The sequence below is a fragment of the Burkholderia sp. 22313 genome (assembly GCF_052045245.1).
Taxonomy (GTDB): domain Bacteria; phylum Pseudomonadota; class Gammaproteobacteria; order Burkholderiales; family Burkholderiaceae; genus Burkholderia.
In genome coordinates this window covers 36,928-53,771 of record NZ_JBQEON010000022.1, presented here as the reverse complement: position 1 = coordinate 53,771, position 16,844 = coordinate 36,928, and the positions used below count along the sequence as shown (strand labels likewise).

13 protein-coding genes are annotated in these 16,844 nt (G+C 68.2%); 9 read left to right on the top strand and 4 right to left on the bottom strand.

Features of this window, described 5'->3' with window-relative positions; genetic code table 11:
- Positions 1-22: 22 nt before the first annotated feature.
- A complete protein-coding gene (betB, locus tag ACTJKF_RS19000) occupies positions 23-1,492 on the bottom strand; it encodes a betaine-aldehyde dehydrogenase (RefSeq protein WP_440625115.1) in 1,470 nt (489 codons plus the stop codon).
- Positions 1,493-1,524: 32 nt separating this feature from the next.
- Entirely contained in the window at positions 1,525-2,109 is a 585-nt protein-coding gene (betI, locus tag ACTJKF_RS18995) for a transcriptional regulator BetI (protein WP_440625113.1), read from the bottom strand.
- Between the two features lie 719 nt (positions 2,110-2,828).
- Between betI and ACTJKF_RS18990 the strand changes: the two genes are divergently transcribed.
- From ACTJKF_RS18990 to fdhA, 8 genes are all read left to right on the top strand, one after another.
- Positions 2,829-3,731: an alpha/beta fold hydrolase gene (locus tag ACTJKF_RS18990; protein WP_440625111.1), complete on the top strand. Its 903-nt coding sequence runs from the start codon at positions 2,829-2,831 to the stop codon at positions 3,729-3,731.
- A gap of 67 nt (positions 3,732-3,798) precedes the next feature.
- The gene (locus tag ACTJKF_RS18985; RefSeq protein WP_440625109.1) at positions 3,799-4,368 is read left to right on the top strand and encodes a methyltransferase family protein; all 570 of its coding nucleotides are present in this window, start codon (positions 3,799-3,801) and stop codon (positions 4,366-4,368) included.
- Positions 4,369-4,385: 17 nt separating this feature from the next.
- Positions 4,386-5,669, top strand: a complete 1,284-nt coding sequence (locus ACTJKF_RS18980) for a glycosyltransferase (protein WP_440625107.1) — start codon at positions 4,386-4,388, stop codon at positions 5,667-5,669.
- Positions 5,666-7,255 carry a DHA2 family efflux MFS transporter permease subunit gene (locus ACTJKF_RS18975; protein WP_440625106.1) on the top strand — a complete coding sequence of 530 codons (1,590 nt, stop codon included), beginning with the start codon at positions 5,666-5,668 and terminating at the stop codon, positions 7,253-7,255. Before ACTJKF_RS18980 ends, ACTJKF_RS18975 begins: the two co-directional genes overlap by 4 nt.
- Positions 7,256-7,265: 10 nt before the next feature.
- Positions 7,266-8,216 carry a glycosyltransferase family 2 protein gene (locus ACTJKF_RS18970; RefSeq protein ID WP_440625104.1) on the top strand — a complete coding sequence of 317 codons (951 nt, stop codon included), beginning with the start codon at positions 7,266-7,268 and terminating at the stop codon, positions 8,214-8,216.
- Positions 8,217-8,224: 8 nt separating this feature from the next.
- Positions 8,225-10,045, top strand: coding sequence for an efflux transporter outer membrane subunit (locus tag ACTJKF_RS18965; protein ID WP_440625226.1), 1,821 nt, complete (start codon positions 8,225-8,227; stop codon positions 10,043-10,045).
- Positions 10,045-11,235 carry an HlyD family secretion protein gene (locus ACTJKF_RS18960; protein ID WP_440625102.1) on the top strand — a complete coding sequence of 397 codons (1,191 nt, stop codon included), beginning with the start codon at positions 10,045-10,047 and terminating at the stop codon, positions 11,233-11,235. The genes ACTJKF_RS18965 and ACTJKF_RS18960 overlap by 1 nt, the downstream gene beginning before the upstream one ends.
- Before the next feature lie 305 nt (positions 11,236-11,540).
- On the top strand, positions 11,541-12,737 hold the full coding sequence (gene fdhA, locus ACTJKF_RS18955) for a formaldehyde dehydrogenase, glutathione-independent (RefSeq protein WP_098551258.1): 1,197 nt from the start codon (positions 11,541-11,543) through the stop codon (positions 12,735-12,737).
- A gap of 126 nt (positions 12,738-12,863) precedes the next feature.
- Here fdhA and ACTJKF_RS18950 read toward each other — a convergent pair whose 3' ends face one another.
- Complete coding sequence (locus ACTJKF_RS18950) at positions 12,864-13,688, bottom strand: ATP-dependent serine protease (RefSeq protein ID WP_440625101.1); 825 nt, start codon at positions 13,686-13,688, stop codon at positions 12,864-12,866.
- Between the two features lie 8 nt (positions 13,689-13,696).
- A complete protein-coding gene (locus ACTJKF_RS18945) occupies positions 13,697-15,118 on the bottom strand; it encodes a PLP-dependent aminotransferase family protein (RefSeq protein ID WP_440625099.1) in 1,422 nt (473 codons plus the stop codon).
- Between the two features lie 297 nt (positions 15,119-15,415).
- Here ACTJKF_RS18945 and ACTJKF_RS18940 point away from each other — a divergent pair, with 297 nt between their 5' ends.
- Positions 15,416-16,828 (top strand): discoidin domain-containing protein, encoded by a 1,413-nt coding sequence (locus ACTJKF_RS18940; RefSeq protein ID WP_440625098.1) that lies wholly within the window; start codon positions 15,416-15,418, stop codon positions 16,826-16,828.
- Positions 16,829-16,844: the final 16 nt, after the last annotated feature.

The window sequence follows — 16,844 nt, the reverse complement described above, 5'->3', positions numbered from 1 at the left end:
GACGGGGTATCTCCTATCGTTCTCAAAACACCGGGTTGTAGCGGCCGAGCTCGACCTGTACCGACTTGATCCGAGTGTAGTGTTCGAGCGTCGTGATGCCGTTCTCGCGTCCGACACCGGATTGCTTGTATCCGCCAACCGGCATCTCGGCCGGCGATTCGCCCCACGTGTTGATCCAGCAGATGCCGGCTTCGAGGCGATGGATCGTGCGGTGCGCGCGCGACAGGTTCTCGGTCACGACGCCGGCCGCAAGGCCGTAGTGCGTGTCGTTAGCGCGGGCAATCACTTCGTCCTCCGATGCGAATTCGAGGATGCTCATCACCGGCCCGAAAATCTCCTCGCGAACGATCTTCATGTCGTCGCGGCAGTCGCCGAACACGGTCGGCGCGACGTACTGGCCGGCGCCGAAATGGCCTTCCGTCAGGCGCGTGCCGCCCGCGAGCAGCTTCGCGCCTTCGGCCTTGCCGCTCTCGATGAAGCCGAGCACCTTGTCGAGCTGCGCGGCCGACACGAGCGGGCCGAAGTTGGTGTCGGCATCGGTCGGCTTGCCGACGCGGATGCGCTTCACGCGTTCGAGCACCTTCTGCGTGAACGCGTCCTTGACCGAGCGGTGCACGAACACGCGCGTGCCGTTCGTGCAGACCTGGCCCGAGCTGAAGAAGTTGGCGGTCACCGCGATGTCGGCCGCGCGGTCGAGATCCGCATCGTCGAACACGATCAGCGGCGACTTGCCGCCGAGTTCCATCGTCACTTCCTTCAGCGACGATGCGCCGGCGAGCGACATCACCTTCTTGCCGGTCTCGACGCCGCCCGTGAACGACACCTTCGCGATGTCCGGATGGCCGGTGAGCAGCGCGCCGACCGAGCCGTCGCCCTGCACGACGTTGAACACGCCGGCCGGCACGCCGGCTTCCGTATAGATTTCCGCGAGCTTCAGCGCGGTGAGCGGCGTGACTTCGCTCGGCTTGAACACCATCGCGTTGCCGGCCGCGAGCGCGGGCGCGGTCTTCCAGCACGCGATCTGGATCGGGTAGTTCCACGCGCCGATGCCCGCGCACACGCCGAGCGGCTCGCGGCGCGTATAGACGAACGACTCGGCGCGCAGCGGCACCTGCAGCCCTTCGATCGCGGTCGCGAGGCCCGCGTAGTACTCGATCACGTCCGCGCCGGTGACGATGTCGACCGCGAGCGTCTCGCCGATCGGCTTGCCGGTGTCGCGCGTTTCGATGGCCGCGAGTTCGTCGTTGCGCTCGCGCAGCAGGTCGACCGCGCGGCGCAGGATGCGCGAGCGCTGCATCGCGGTCATCGCCGCCCATTCGCGCTGGCCTTCCTGCGCCGACGCGACCGCGCGGTCGACGTCGGCCGCGCTCGCCTGCTGGACTTGCGCGAGCAGTTCGCCGGTGGCGGGATCGAAGGTGTCGAAAGTCTTGCCGCTGGTGGCGTCGACGTAACCGCCGCCGATGTAGAGGCGCTGCAAACCGTATACGGACATGAGGATCTCCTGGTTGGCGACTGCGTGACGCGTCACTCGGACGCGAGCAGCAGGTCGATGTAATCGTGGGCGAGCTTCAATGCAGCCCGGGTGTCGATCGGGCCGCCGGCGAGCGCGCCGCGCAGCCACAGGCCGTCGATCAGCGCGGCGAGGCCGCTGGCGGCCTGGCGTGCCTTCGTGCGCGGCAGCGCCTTCGCGAATTCGGCACACAGGTTCGAATGGAGGCGCCGCGTGTTGACGTGCTGCAGGCGCTTGAGCATCGCGTCATGCATGCTCTGCGACCAGAACGCGAGCCAGGTCTTCATCACGGGCGCGCTGACCTGCGTGTCGTCGAAGTTCGCGGCGACGATCGCGCGCAGCCGCGAGCGCGGGTCCTTGCGTGCGGCGACGCGGCGTTGCGTGGTGGCCGTCCACAGATCGCGCAGCACGTGCCGCATCGTGGCTTCGAGCAGGCCGTCCTTGTCGCCGAAGTAGTGGCTGACGATGCCCGTCGAGATGTTCGCGCGCTGCGCGACCGATGCGAGCGTCGTGCCGGGCAGGCCGGCCTCGTCGATCGAGCGCAGCGTCGCGTCGATCAACTGTGCGCGACGAATCTCCCGCATTCCGACTTTCGGCATCGCGACTCCTTCGCCCGGACGGGCCGTTCCTGGAAGTCGAGAGCTTAGCGGTTTTTTATTGATCGTTCAATCAACAAAAAATCGGGGTCGGACGATATGAAGATCGTCAGGCGACGAACCCGAAGGGTGGCGCCGCGGTTGTGCAGGTGCGGAAAAACAAATTGAAAGCAGGTTAAATAATTTGAAGTTTGTTTAAAACAAATTCCCCGGATATGACTCAACGGTTGCGACAGTTTACGGATTCGATTTATTACAGGAAGAAAGAATGTCGAGCTATGTGAGATTCGCCGGAATCTGAAAACCGGGATGCCCGGCGATGGCATCTGTCATTTCCGGAAAACTGTTTAAATTAAGCGATTTAATCGGATTAACAGATTGAATTTAAATGGAAAATTGATCGGCTTTCGCTGTCTCGTCGCGGCCTGGCAAACGATTGCGATCGCCTTTCATGCGATTCCGCCTACCATAAAAATGAATGAAAAAATTTGAATCGGGCGCATTTCCCGGTGGAGTAGAGGGGAACGTTGGAATGGCTTGAGTAAGTAATATCGACCGTATTAGTATGGCGCCGCACTACAAGGAATGAATCGGCGCCGCGAGTATTTGCCGCGGTGCGTCGGCAATGGGCGCGGCCAACGATCGCGACAGGGCCGGCGCCAGCCATTGCGCACCTGCAGCATGCCGCGACGCCGAGACGCCGCATCCACCGGAGAACGACGATGCCGACCGAAAAACACATGGTGCCGCTGCCGAATGGTCTGAAGGTCTACGTCGAACGGAACGTGTTCGATCCGTCGTTCGACACGGCGATGCTCGTCAACGGCGCGCTCGCGACCACCGCGTCGTTCGGGCAGACCGTCCAGTATCTCGGCGAGCGGCTGAACACGATCTGCTTCGACCTGCCGTATGCGGGGCAGTCGCGCCAGTACAACCCGGGCTGCTCCATCCTGACCAAGGACGACGAGGCCGCGATCCTCCAGCATCTGGTCGAGCGCTTCGCGCCCGCGTTCCTGGTGTCGGTGTCGTGGGGCGGCGTCGCGTCGCTGTTCGCGCTCGCGCGCGGCTGCCCGAGCGTGCGGCGCGCGGCGATCTGCTCGTTCTCGCCGTTCCTGAACGACGCGATGGTCGACTACGTGACGCGCGCCCGCGATCACATCGCCGCCGGCGAGAACCTGAAGGCCGCGCAGCTGCTGAACGATACGGTCGGCCGCTACCTGCCGCGCATCATGAAGCTGTACAACTACCGCTATCTGACGCGCCTGCCGCGCGACGAGCAGGACCAGGTCGCGTTCCACGTCGACCAGATCCTGTCGCTGCAGCCGGAGCGCTACCTGAGCGAATTCTCGAACATCGGCTGCGAGCTGCTGTTCCTGAACGGCGAGCGCGACGAATACACGACGCCGGCCGATGTTCGCCAACTGGCCGCGCACGTGCCGCGCGCGCGCTTCGCGACGATTCCCGACGCCGGCCATTTCCTCGACATCGAAGGCCGCGCGCAGCGCGAGACCACGCGAGCGGCGCTGCTCGACTTCTTCTGCGACGCGCCGCCCGTTACCGCTGGCATCGCGCTTGGCGCCGCGCATGCGTGCGTGTCCGCGCCGATGCCGGCGATGTCGTCGTGACGCGGCACGTCGCGCACCGGGCACATCGCGCGCAACCGAATTCTCATCCATACGAGGCAGGCCAGCCGTGAATATCGTTCAGACCATCGCGATCGTCGTTCCGTGGGCCGCGTGGCTCGCGTACTGGATTGCCACGTCGCAGGGCGTGAAGACGACCGTGCGCAAGGAGGCGTCGCGCTCGCGCACGCTGCAGTCGATTCCGCTGATCGTCGGCGGCGCGCTGATCATCCTGCCCGATCCGTCGTGGCAGGCGCTCGTGCCCGACGGGCAGCGCTTCGGCCTGCAGGCGCAAGCCGGCCTCGCGGTGCTCGTCGCGGGCCTGCTGTTCTCGGTGTGGGCGCGGCTGCATCTCGGCACGAACTGGAGCGTGTCCGTCACGCTGAAGGAAGGCCACGAACTCGTTCGCACCGGCCCGTATCGCGTCGTGCGTCACCCGATCTACACCGGCTGCCTGATCGCGCTGGCCGGTGCCGCGCTGATCGGCGGCGAATGGCGCGGCGCGCTCGGCGTCGCGCTCGTGTTCGCGTCGCTCGCATACAAGGTGCGCGTCGAGGAAAGCTGGCTCACCGGCTATTTCGGGCCGGCGTATACGCAGTACCGTCGCGAGGTCGCGGCGCTGATCCCCGGCTTCTACTGATTCCCGCGAGGCGCGCGATGGCGAAGGTGATCGTGACCGCGATCGGCTCGGCGGGCGACGTGCATCCGCTGCTCGGCGTCGCGCGTGCGCTCGCGATGCGTGGCCACGAGGTCGTGTTCTGCACGCATCCGCCGTTCGAGGCGGCCGCGCGCCGCTGCGGGTTCGCGTTCGTGCCGGTCGGCACCGCGGCCGAGTACGACGCCGCGATGGCGAACCCGGCGCTGTGGGATCCGCGCACGTCGTTCCGCACGCTGTGGCAGGTGATCGCGCCGGTGCTGCGCCCGCATTACGATGCGCTGCGCGCGCTGACCGATCGCGACACGGTGCTGGTCGGCACGCTGTGGGCGGTTTCCGCGCGCTTCATGCAGGAGCTGCACGGCACGCCGTACGTGTCGGTGCAGGTGTCGCCGTCGACGCTGCTGTCCGCGCACATGCCGCCGACGCATCCGCGCCTGACGATTCCCGCGCGCTGGCCGCTGCCGGTGAAGGCGGCGCTGATGACGCTGATCGAGCGACAGGTGCTCGACCGCGTGTGCGGGCCGGCGCTCAACGCGGTGCGCGGCGAACTCGGGCTCGCGCCCGTGCGGCGCGTGCTTGGGCGCTGGCTGCATTCGACCGACGGCGTGTTGTGCCTGTTTCCGGACTGGTTCGCGCCGGCGCAGCGCGACTGGCCGTCGAACCATCTGCAAAGCGGTTTTCCGTTGTTCAACGATATTGCGACACTCGACGATGATGTGGCACTCGATGCGTTTCTCGCGGCCGGTGAGCCCCCGGTCGTGTTCACGGCCGGTTCGACTCGCGTCGATCACGCGGCCTATGCGCGCGCGGTGGCGGACACGCTGCGCGCGACCGGCGCGCGCGGGATCCTGCTGACGCCGCACGATGCGGCGCCTGACGGTGACCGGCTGCTCGTGCGCCGTTTCGTGCCGATGCGCACGCTGCTGCCGCGTTGCCGCGCGCTCGTGCATCACGGCGGGATCGGCACCGCGGCGCTTGCGTTCGAAGCCGGGATTCCGCAGGTCGTCACGCCGTTCGCGCACGACCAGTTCGACAATGCGCAGCGTGTCGCGACGAGCGGCGCCGGCGTGCGCGTCGACGCTCCGGTCGACGGCGCGCGTCTCGGTGCGGCGCTCGCGCGCGTGCTCGGCGAGCCCGAATTCGCCAGGCGCGCGGCGCGCACCCGTGCGCTGATCGACGCCGCGCCGGACGGTTGCGAGACGGCCGCCGATTTCATCGAGCGCTTCATGCCGAACCGCGGACGCGCACTCGCACCGGCCGACGCCGCGATGGCGGGCGCATGAGCACGGCATCGTCGCTTCAGGACACACCCGCCGCGTTTGATGCGGGCGAACCCGCGCCGGTCGCCGCGCCACCGGTGCGCGGCGCGCGGCTCGCGCTGCTGACGTTCGCGCTGTCGCTCGCGACCTTCATCGAAGTGCTCGACTCGACCGTGACGAACGTGGCGGTGCCGGCGATCTCCGGCAGTCTCGGCGTGTCGAACAGCCAGGGCACCTGGGTGATCAGCTCGTATTCGGTCGCGGCCGCGATCGCGGTGCCGCTGACCGGCTGGCTCGCACGGCGCGTCGGCGAGCTGCGGCTGTTCGTCGGCGCGGTGCTGCTGTTCACGCTGACGTCGCTGCTGTGCGGGCTCGCGCGCGACCTGCACGTGCTGGTGGTGTGCCGCGCGCTGCAGGGGCTGTGCTCAGGGCCGATGGTGCCGCTGTCGCAGACGATCCTGCTGCGCACGTTCCCGCCGGACAAGCGCACCGTCGCGCTCGCGCTGTGGGCGATGACGGTGCTGCTCGCGCCGATCTTCGGGCCGGTGGTCGGCGGCTGGATCGTCGACAGCTTCTCGTGGCCGTGGATCTTTCTGATCAATTTGCCGATCGGGCTGTTCTCGTTCGCGGTGTGCACCGCGATGCTGCGCCCCGTTGCGCAGCGCGGCGCGGCCGGCCCGATCGACGTGCCGGGCATCGTGCTGCTCGTGATCGGCGTCGGCTCGCTGCAGGCGATGCTCGATCTCGGTCACGACAAGGGCTGGTTCGATTCGCCGCTGATCGTCACGCTCGCGGTGGTCGCGGGGCTCGCGATCGTGTCGCTGCTGATCTGGGAGGCGGGCGAAGCGCATCCGGTGGTCGACCTGAGCCTGTTTCGCGACCGCACGTTCTCGTTCTGCGTGCTGATCATCTCGCTCGGGATGATGAGCTTCTCGGTGGTGGGGGTCGTGTTTCCGCTGTGGATGCAGGCGGTGATGGGCTACAACGCATTCCATGCGGGGCTCGCGACCGCCTCGCTCGGCGTGCTCGCGCTCGTGTTCTCGATCCTCGTCGGCCTGCATGCGCATCGCTTCGATGCGCGCGTGCTCGCGACGTTCGGCTTTCTCGTGTTCGCGGCCGTGCTCGCGTGGGATGCGCATTTCACGCTGAAGATGACGTTTGCGCAGATCGCCGCGCCCGGGCTGATCCAGGGGATCGGGCTGCCGTGCTTCTTCATTCCGCTGACGGCCGCGACGCTGTCGCGCATTCCGGACGACCGGCTCGCGGCCGCGTCGAGCCTGTCGAATTTCCTGCGCACGCTGTCCGCCGCATTCGGCACCGCGATGAGCGTGACGCTGTGGGACAACCGCGCGACCTATCACTACGACGTCGTGTCGCAATCGGTCACGCACGCGTCGGCGAACACGCAGCGCTTCGTGCACACGCTGAACGCGATGGGCGTGGACGGCGTGCGCGAGCTGTCGACGCTGCACCAGGTCGTGATGCAGCAGGCGTACATGATGGCGACGGGCGACATGTTCTGGATGGCGAGCATGACCTGCCTCGTGCTCGCCGCGATGATGTGGCTGACGCGGCCGAAGCGCGGCGCGGCGGCTTCGTTCGGACACTGAGGAGAGCGGCATGACGACACTCGGCGCACTCGTGATCCTGTATCACCCGACCGACGCGCAGCTCGCGGCGCTCGGCGCGTGGCGGCACGCGTGCGACGCGCTGCTCGTCGTCGACAACACGCCGCAGCCCGATGCGCGCGCACGCGAGCTGTGCGCGCGCGACGGCATCGCGCTGCTGCACCACGGCAATCGCGGCGGGATCGCGGGCGCATACAACGCGGGGCTCGCGGCGCTGTTTCGCGACGGCGTCGATGCGGTTGCGCTGTTCGACCAGGATTCGTCGGTGCCGGCCGGCTATTTCGCGACGATGCGCGACGTGTGTGCGGGGCGCGCCGGGCGTGCGTTCCTCGCGGGCCCGCGCATCTTCGACGAGAACGCACAAAGCTTCCTGCCCGAACTCGCGACCGACGGGATCGCATTGCGCCGGCTGCGCGTCGCGCCCGACGCGCCGCCGCAGCGCTGCGCGTTCCTGATCTCGTCGGGCTGCGTCGTGTCGCGCGCCGCGTTCGACGTGCTCGGCCGCTTCGACGAGACGCTGTTCATCGATCACGTCGACACCGAGTACAGCTTTCGCGCGCTCGCGCGCAACGTGCCGCTCTACGTCGTGCCGTCGCTGGTGCTGCCGCACCGGATCGGTGCGAAACAGCGTCACGCGTTCGGACCTTTCGAAATGACGTCGATGAATCACGCGTGGCAACGGCGCTACTACAGCGCGCGCAACGCGGTGCAGCTCGGGATGCAGTACGGGTTGCGCTTTCCGGTGGCGATCGTGCCGAACCTGTTGACCGTGTGGCAGGTCGTGCAGATCGCGCTCGTCGAGCGAGACAAGCGCGACAAGCTCGCCGGCATCCTGTTCGGCATCGCGGACGGCCTGTTCGGCCGGCTCGGTCCGCTCGAGCGCACGCGGCCGCGTCTGGCCGCACGCGCGCAGCGCGTCCGGCAGGGGGGAGGGCACCGATGAAACGCATCATGAAAGCGGCGCGACCGGGGCAATCGGCGCGGCGCGGGCACGTGGGCTGGACGATCGTCGCGGCGGCCGCGTTGCTGGTGCTGGGCGGCTGCGTGCCGTCGGGGTTCCTGCCATCGCTGTCGCTGCGCACGCCGGCCGGCGACGCGCTGGCGCATACCACCGGCGCCGGCGCGGATGGCGCGTGGCCCGCACCCGACTGGGTCAGGCAACTGCAGGATCCGCAACTCGACGCACTGGTCGCGGAGGCAGCGCGGAACAATCCGGATCTGCAGGTCGCGCAGGCGCGGCTGCGGATCGCGCAGTCGCAGCTTCAACAATTCGATTCGCTGACGGGATTGACGGGCACGGCCGGCGCGACGGTCAGCCGCGCGCGGATGCCGAAGCCGGGCGACATCGCGGACGTGACGGCCGGCGGCTATCGCGTGCCGGTGGAAATCTTCGGCGATCCCGTCGTGTCGCCGTCATCGGTGTTCGTCGGGCTGAACTACCAGCTCGATCTGTGGGGCAGGAACCGCGCGGCGACGAGGGGCCTGATGTCGCTGCGCGACGCGGCGGGCGTCGAGGCCGAGCAGGTGCGGCTCACGCTCGCGGTCGCGATCGTCACCGTGTATTGCCAGCTCGATCAGGCGTACGCGGCGCGCGACCTGCTGCAGCAGAAGCTGAAGATCAGCCAGCGCGTGACGGCCGTGCTGCGCGAGCGCACCGCGCGCGGTCTCGACAATGCGTACGACGCGAGCGACGCGTCGATCAAGCGCAGCCGGCTGCTCGAACAGATCGCGCTGAACGACGAGCAGATCAAGCTCGCGCAATTGCAGCTCGGCGTGCTGTCCGGCCGCGGGCCCGAGCGTGGTCTCGCGTTGCAGCGGCCGCGTGTCGGGCCGTTCCCCGGTGGCGCGTTGCCCGCGCGCTTGCCTGCCGACTTGCTCGGCCGCCGGCCCGACATCGTGGCCGCGCGATTGCGCGTCGAAGCCGCGTTCGCGAATGCCGATTCGACGCGCGCGCAGTTCTATCCGGACGTGAACCTCGTCGCGCTCGGCGGCGTGTTCGCGCTGACGCCCGCGTCGCTGTTCTCGCGCGACGCGCTGGCCGGCTCCATCGGCCCGGCGATCTCGCTGCCGATTTTCGATCGCGGCCGGCTGAAGGCGAAGCTCGGCACGGACGTCGCGCAGGCCGACGTCGCGATCGGGCTGTACAACAAGACCGTCGACGACGCGCTCGGGCAGGTCGCGCGGATCGTCACGTCGCTGCAGACCGCGCAGACGCTCGTCGTGCAGCATCAGGACGCCGTTACGGCCGCGCAGAAGATCGTGCAGATCGCGGCCGACCGTCATCGGCGTGGCGTGCTGATGCAGAAGGACGTCGATGTCGCCGATCTCACGCTGATCGACGAACGCACGCAACTGATCGGGTTGCTCGGCCGGCAGCGGACGTTGCGCGTCGCGCTGGTCGGTGCGCTTGGCGGCGGATTCGATGCGAACGCAACGATGGCCTCCGCTTCGGCGTCGGCGCCTGCCGCACGCGCTGCGGCAGGCACACGAACGACGCGCGGCGCATCGGCGAGCGCTGTTGCCCGCAACGCGACGAATGCCGGCACGGAGGCGCGTCGCGCGGCATCGTCGGGTGATGGCGCCGCGCCGCGTGCCGCGCGAATCGGTCCGCCGGGCGCGGTCGTGATGCCCCGTGGTGCGCTAGCCGTGGCTGCAAGCGCAAGCACCGGCACCGGCTCGCGCAGCGCGAGCCCCGTCGTCGCCGATGACACGCGCTCGCCCGCAATCCCCCTGTTCCAGCATGACCGCCTGATCGTTACGCAAAGCGACTGATGCACCACGACAACCTTCATACCGCGGCGCAGCCGGCCGCCCTGAGCGACCCGGCACTCGACGCGCGCCGCGCGACGCGCCGCAAGCGCTTCACGCTGTTCTGCGCGGCCGTGCTGCTGGCCGCGCTCGTCTGGATCGCGTTCTGGCTGTTGCGCGACCGCTACTACGAGGACACCGACGACGCGTATGTCGCGGGCAGCATCGTGCAGGTCGCCGCGCAGATTCCCGGCGCCGTGACCGATGTGCTGGTCGCCGATACGCAGGCCGTGCGCGCCGGGCAGACGCTCGTGCGGCTCGACGATACCGAAGCGTCGGTCGCATTCGCGCAGGCGAAGGCGCAGCTCGTGCAGGCGGTGCGGCAGGTCGCGAACGCGAAGATCTCGAACGCGATGTACGTGGCAGCCGTGAACGCGCGCCAGGCCGACTTGTCGCTCGCGCAGCGCGCGCTCGCCGCGCGCTCGGGTGCGTCGGTCGAGATCGTCGCGCCGGAGGAGCTGGCGCGTGCCCGCGCGGCGCTCGCCGGCGCGCAGGCGAATCTCGCAGCCGCGCAGGCGCAGCTCGAAGCCGCCCGCGCGCTCGGCAGCAAGCTGCCGGTCGACGAGAGTCCGGCCGTCGTGCAGGCGGCCGCGCAGTTCAAGCTCGCGTACCGGAACCTGAAGCGCACGACGATCGTCGCGCCGGTCGACGGCACGATCGGCCAGCGTTCGGTGCAGGTGGGCCAGCAGGTCGGACCCGGCGTGCCGCTGATGTCGATCGTGCAGCTGAACCGGCTGTGGATCGAAGCGAATTTCAAGGAAGGGCAGATTCGCCACATGCGTGTCGGCCAGCCGGTCGACGTGGTGTCGGACCTGTACGGGTCGCGCGTCGTCTATCGCGGTCGCGTGCAGGGCTTCTCCGCCGGCACCGGCAGCGCGTTCTCGATGCTGCCGTCGCAGAACGCGGCCGGCAACTGGATCAAGGTCGTGCAGCGCGTGCCGGTGGTGATCGCGATCGAGCCCCGCGACCTGGCCGCGCATCCGCTGCGCGTCGGGTTGTCGATGCGCGCGACGGTCGACACGCGCAACCGCGACGGCCATGCACTCGATAGCGAGCCGCCGACGCCGGCCGTCAGCACGCGCATGCACGATGGCGTCGCGAGCGACGCGCAAGCGGCCGTTGCCGCGATCATCCGCGAGAATCAGGGCCGGTAGTACGCGCCCGACCGGTGCGACGTGCCGGCGCAACGGGCCGGCGTACCCGCCCAGCGGTCCGGCCGCTCGCATCGCTGGGCCGGACCCCGCGGCCGCGCGCCGCGCGTTGCCGCCCATCAGCTTCCCGCCGCTTCCCCGCCCCGATTTTCGCGTTTCCGCCATCGATGTCGGCACCGATCAAACGCATGTCGCGTTTGAGACATCGGCGCCCCTGCCTCCGGGACTACTCTCGAACAGCACGCCGTGTGCGCGCCGCATCCGCCGGCGCGCAGCGGCGCCATCCAACGAGACATGGAGACAATACGATGAGCAGCAATCGAGGTGTCGTCTATCTTGGGCCGGGCCAGGTCGAAGTCCAGAAGATCGATTATCCGAAGATGGTCGATCCGACCGGCCGCGCGATCGGCCACGGCGTAATCCTGAAAGTGGTCAGCACGAACATCTGCGGTTCCGACCAGCACATGGTGCGCGGCCGCACGACCGCGCCGGTCGGTCTCGTGCTCGGTCACGAGATCACGGGCGAAGTGGTCGAAGTGGGCCGCGACGTCGAGACGCTGAAGCTCGGCGATCTCGTGTCGGTGCCGTTCAACGTCGCGTGCGGCCGCTGCGCGATGTGCAAGGACACGCATACGGGCGTGTGCCTGAACGTGAACCCGTCGCGTGCCGGCGGCGCCTACGGTTACGTCGACATGGGCGGCTGGATCGGCGGCCAGGCCGAGTACGTGCTCGTGCCGTACGCCGACTTCAACCTGCTGAAATTCCCGGACCGCGACCAGGCGATGGCGAAGATTCGCGACCTGACCTGCCTGTCCGACATTCTGCCGACCGGTTATCACGGCGCGGTGAGCGCGGGCGTGAAGCCGGGCTCGACGGTCTATATCGCGGGCGCGGGCCCGGTCGGGATGGCGGCGGCCGCATCGGCGCGCCTGCTCGGCGCGGCGGTGACGATCGTCGGCGACATGAACGCCGAACGTCTCGCACACGCGCGCGCAATGGGCTTCGAGACGGTCGACCTGTCGAAGGACGCGTCGCTCGGCGAGCAGATCGAACAGATCCTCGGCGTGCCGGAGATCGACTGCGCGGTCGACTGCGTCGGCTTCGAGGCGCACGGCCACGGTTCGTCGGGCCATTCCGAGGAAGCGCCCGCGACGGTGCTGAACTCGCTGATGGAAATCACGCGTCCGGCCGGCGCGATCGGCATCCCGGGCCTGTACGTGACGGACGATCCGGGCGCGAAGGACAAGGCCGCGCAGCACGGCAGCCTGAGCATCCGCTTCGGCCTCGGCTGGGCGAAGTCGCATTCGTTCTTCACGGGCCAGACGCCGGTGCTGAAGTACAACCGCAACCTGATGCAGGCAATCCTGTTCGACCGTCTGCCGATCGCGAAGATCGTCAACGTCGAAGTGATCTCGCTCGACCAGGCGCCGGAAGGCTACAAGAAGTTCGACGGCGGCGCGCCGCGCAAATTCGTGATCGATCCGCACGGTTTGCTGGCAGCCTGACGCACGCACGACGGCCAGGAAGCGGGCGGTACCGGAGACGGTACCGCCCGTTTTTGCTTGGGCGGTGCGCCGCCGGCGCCCCTTTATGAGGGCTGATTCAGAGAATCCAATCGTCGCGCCGCGGGTTCAATGCCCGCGGTAGAGCATTGCCATGTCGGCCTCGGTCGCCACGGCCCGGCGCCCGTGACGCAGGTGTACGCTCACGCGGCGCACCGGATGCGCGCGTCGGGCCGGGACGCCGCCTTTCCAGTCGGCGACGCGAATGCCGCCGCGCGCGCTGTTCGGCCCGCGAACCGGCGGCGCGTGCCGTGCCAGCGTCGTCGTCGCGCGTCCGGTGACGTGTGCGGTTGCACGCCGGCTCGTATCGGCATCGCGCGAGGGCGTGGCCGTGGCCGCGAGCGCCGTGTCGTCGGTGGCTACCCGGGCGCCGTCGTCCGGATGAAACGCATGGACAGGCGCGGGCATGATCGGCAACGTCGGCGCGTCGGTGGCGTGCGCGTCGGCGTCGATCGTTGCCGCGTTCGGCGCGCCGGGTCCGCGACAGACGGGATCGGACCGGCACATCCGGTCGAACGTGACGTAACCGCCGACCATCAGCACGAGGGTCAGGATGCTCAGCAGCGGCGCGCTCGATGCGCGCGGCCGCCGCAGTGCGGCGCCGCGCACCGCGGCCGCGACCCGCGACGACCACGTCGGCACGGGCTGCGCGGCATGCGCGGCAGGCGCGGCAGGCGTGGCAGTCGCGGGTTGCGCATCGTGGCTTCTGTCGGCCAGCGGCGCGAACGGCCAGTTCCCGAGCCCGCAGACGGGGCACTGCTCGCGGGAGCGGAACGCCATGAAGCCGCATTGCCGGCAGCGGTGGCTAACGGCATCGTGCGGCGCGACACGCAGGTTCAGTGCGCCGCGTAGCGTGTCGCGCGCGCGGACTTTCCGGTTGGGCAGGACTTGCATGGTCGTTGCTACCTCGTCTGTCGTTGCCGTCCCACGAGCATCCCGATGGTCTGCATCGCGTCCTCGACGGCAGGGGTCCACGGCCGGCCATAGTTCAGCCGGACATAACGGCGAAAGTCGCCCGTCACGGAAAAGATCGGTCCGGGCGCGAGGCTCACGCCGTTCTCCATCGCGTCGCCGAACAACTGCATCGCATCCACGTGCGGCGGCAATTCGATCCACAGGAAATACCCGCCGCGCGGCGCGTACACCTGCGTGTCGGGCGGGAAGTACGCGCGCACGGCCGCCAGCATCTGTGCCTGGTGCGCGGCCAGGTTGCGCCGGAGCCGGCGCAGGAAGCGGTCGTATGCGCCGTTGCGCAGGAAGCTCGATACGGCGAGCTGCGCGGGCACGTCGGCGGCCGGCGCGCTCGCGTTCTTCACCGCCCTGATCTGCTTCACATAGCGGCCGGCCGCCACCCAGCCGATCCGGAAACCGGGTGCGAGGCACTTCGAGAACGAACCGCAATGCAGGACGAGCCCGCTGTCGTCGTACAGCTTCGCGGGGCGCGTCGGCGTCGGACCGAAATGCAGTTCGCCGAATACGTCGTCCTCGATCAGCGGTACCTGGTGCGACGCGAGCAGCTCGATCAGCGCGCGCTTACGGTCGTCGGGCAGCGTCGCGCCGGTCGGGTTGTGGAACGAGGTCATGAACCAGCACGCACGCACCGGGTGGGTGCCGAGCGCGTCGGCGAGCGCATCGAGATCGAGGCCGGTGCGCGGATCGACCGGAATTTCGACGGTCTGCAGATGCAGCCGCTGCACGGACTGCAACACCGCGTGGTAGGCCGGGCGTTCGATCGCGATGATGTCGCCCGGGCGCGTGAGCGCCTGCAGGCACAGCGTCAGTGCTTCGGCCGCGCCCGTCGTGATGACGATCTCGTCCATCGGCAGCGACGCGCCCGCGTTCAGGTAGCGCAGCGCAATCTGGCGGCGCAGCGCTTCGTGGCCGGGCGGCAATCCACCCAGCAGTTTCGCGTGGTCCATGTTGCGGGCCGCCGCCGCCGCGTACCGCCACAGGCTGCTCATCGGAAACAGCGAATAGCTGGCAAACGCGGAGCCAAGCGGCACGATGTCGTCGCGCTTGAGCGAATCGAGTAACCGGAACAGCGCGTCATCGTCGCCGGTCTGCGGTGCGTCCGGCTGGCGCGGCACATCCGGGGCGGCGCGTGGGCGCTTGTCCTGATGATTCGAAACGAAATACCCGGAACGGGCGCGCGCGGTGATCAGGCCCTCGCTTTCGAGCGTGTAGTACGCGCGAAACACGGTGGAAGGACTTACACGGTAGGCGTTGCATGCCGCGCGCACCGTCGGGATGCGCGCACCGGCGCCGAGGTCGCCACGCCGGATCGCATCGGCAATCGTTTGTGCGAGCACCGCGTATCGCTTCATGCCTGCCCTCCGGCCGACCGAGGCCGTCGCTGAAAAAAAGAGTAGCACGGCCTCCGCCGCGTTCAATCCCGCCCCCCAAATTGCCGATCCGCACTTTCCTGATCCGCAAATTTTCCGCTCGCTCTGATCCTTTTCTTCAGACATGTGAACCGGCATTCTTCGCAAGCCTTGTTCCCGATGCCTGATCGATACGGCGTTCACGCTGTCCGAAACCGGATCCGTGACTCCCGTGCATCGTGTGCGGGACCTTGTCCACGGCGCCCTCGAGCATCCTCACCTTACCCGGAAGCAACCCGCGTGAAATCGAAGTTCCTCGCCTTGGGCCTCGTGGCCGGCCTCGCCCTCAACCTGTTCAGCGGCGCCGCCGAAGCGGCCTGCGTCAGCAATCCCCCGACTCAGTCCAATGCGTCGTTTCCCGCCGCACTGACCGGCAAGCTCGTCTATCACAGCTACGTCAAGTACGGCGACGGCACGAGCCAGCTGTTCCTGTACGACTTTTCCGCCCGCACGCTCACGCAATTGAGCAAGAGCACCTGGGGCATCACCGATCCGATGAACGGCGTGTTCAGCCCCGACGGCAAGTGGCTCGCGTTCATGGGTATCAGCAACGGCGCATGGAACGTGTTCATGCTGCAGCTCGGCGCCGGCACGCCGCCCGTCAACCTGACGAACAGCACCGGCGCGACGCGCAACGAGGATCCGAAGTTCAGCGCCGACGGCAAGACGCTCGTGTTCAAGCAGAACGGCGACGTGAAGCAGGGCACGTTGTCGTACACGAGCGCAGGCCCGGTGTTCACGTCGGTGGTGAGCCTGACCAACGCACCGGCCGGTGCCGAATACTCGATGCCGTTCCTCGCGCCGGACGCGAGCGCCGTGTATTACGCGACGGGCACCGGCGCGAACATGGGGCTGATGAAGCGCACGATCGCGACCGGCGTGACCGCCACGTTCGATCATCCGGCCGGGTTGCAGACCTACTATCCGATCGTGCGCGGCGACGGCATGGTGTTCTACGCGCGCTGGAAGGACACGGGCGGTGCCGACCAGATCTATGCGAAGACCGCGGATCCGGCATCGACGCCGAACGCGCTGCCGATCAACGACTGCGTGAGCAACAACTCGGACCCGGCACCGGTGAGCGGCACGAACTACGTGTTCTTCTCGTCGACGACGGCGGGCGGCTACCAGCTCTACGTGGGTGACGTGACGACCGGCCAGCGCTGGAGCCTGTCGCAGTTCGGCGTGAACGCGGATGCGACCAAGGCGAAGCTCGGCTCGAGCTACTACGGCGGCCCGGCGGTTGCGCAGCCGACGCTGCTGTCGCAAGGGCGTCCGGCCAGCGCATCGGCAAGCTACAACGCGACGCTCACGGCGGACAAGGCATTCGACGGCAACACGACGAGCACGCGCTGGGATTCGCCCGAAGGCGCGGGCGTCGGTACGGAATGGATCTCCGTCGATCTCGGTGCGGTGAAGAAGATCAGCAGCGTCGATCTCTACTGGGACGCGGGTGCGCTCGTCTACCAGATCCAGACGTCGAGCGACAACGCGAACTGGACCACCGTGTATTCGACGAACAACGGCGTGTCGTACGGTCACGTCACGCTGCCGAACCTGAACGCCCAGGGTCGCTACGTGCGCATGCTCGGCACGAAGCGCGCGACGCCGTGGGGATACTCGCTCGACGAAATGCAGGTGTGGGGATCGTAAGCGCAAGTGAAAAGCG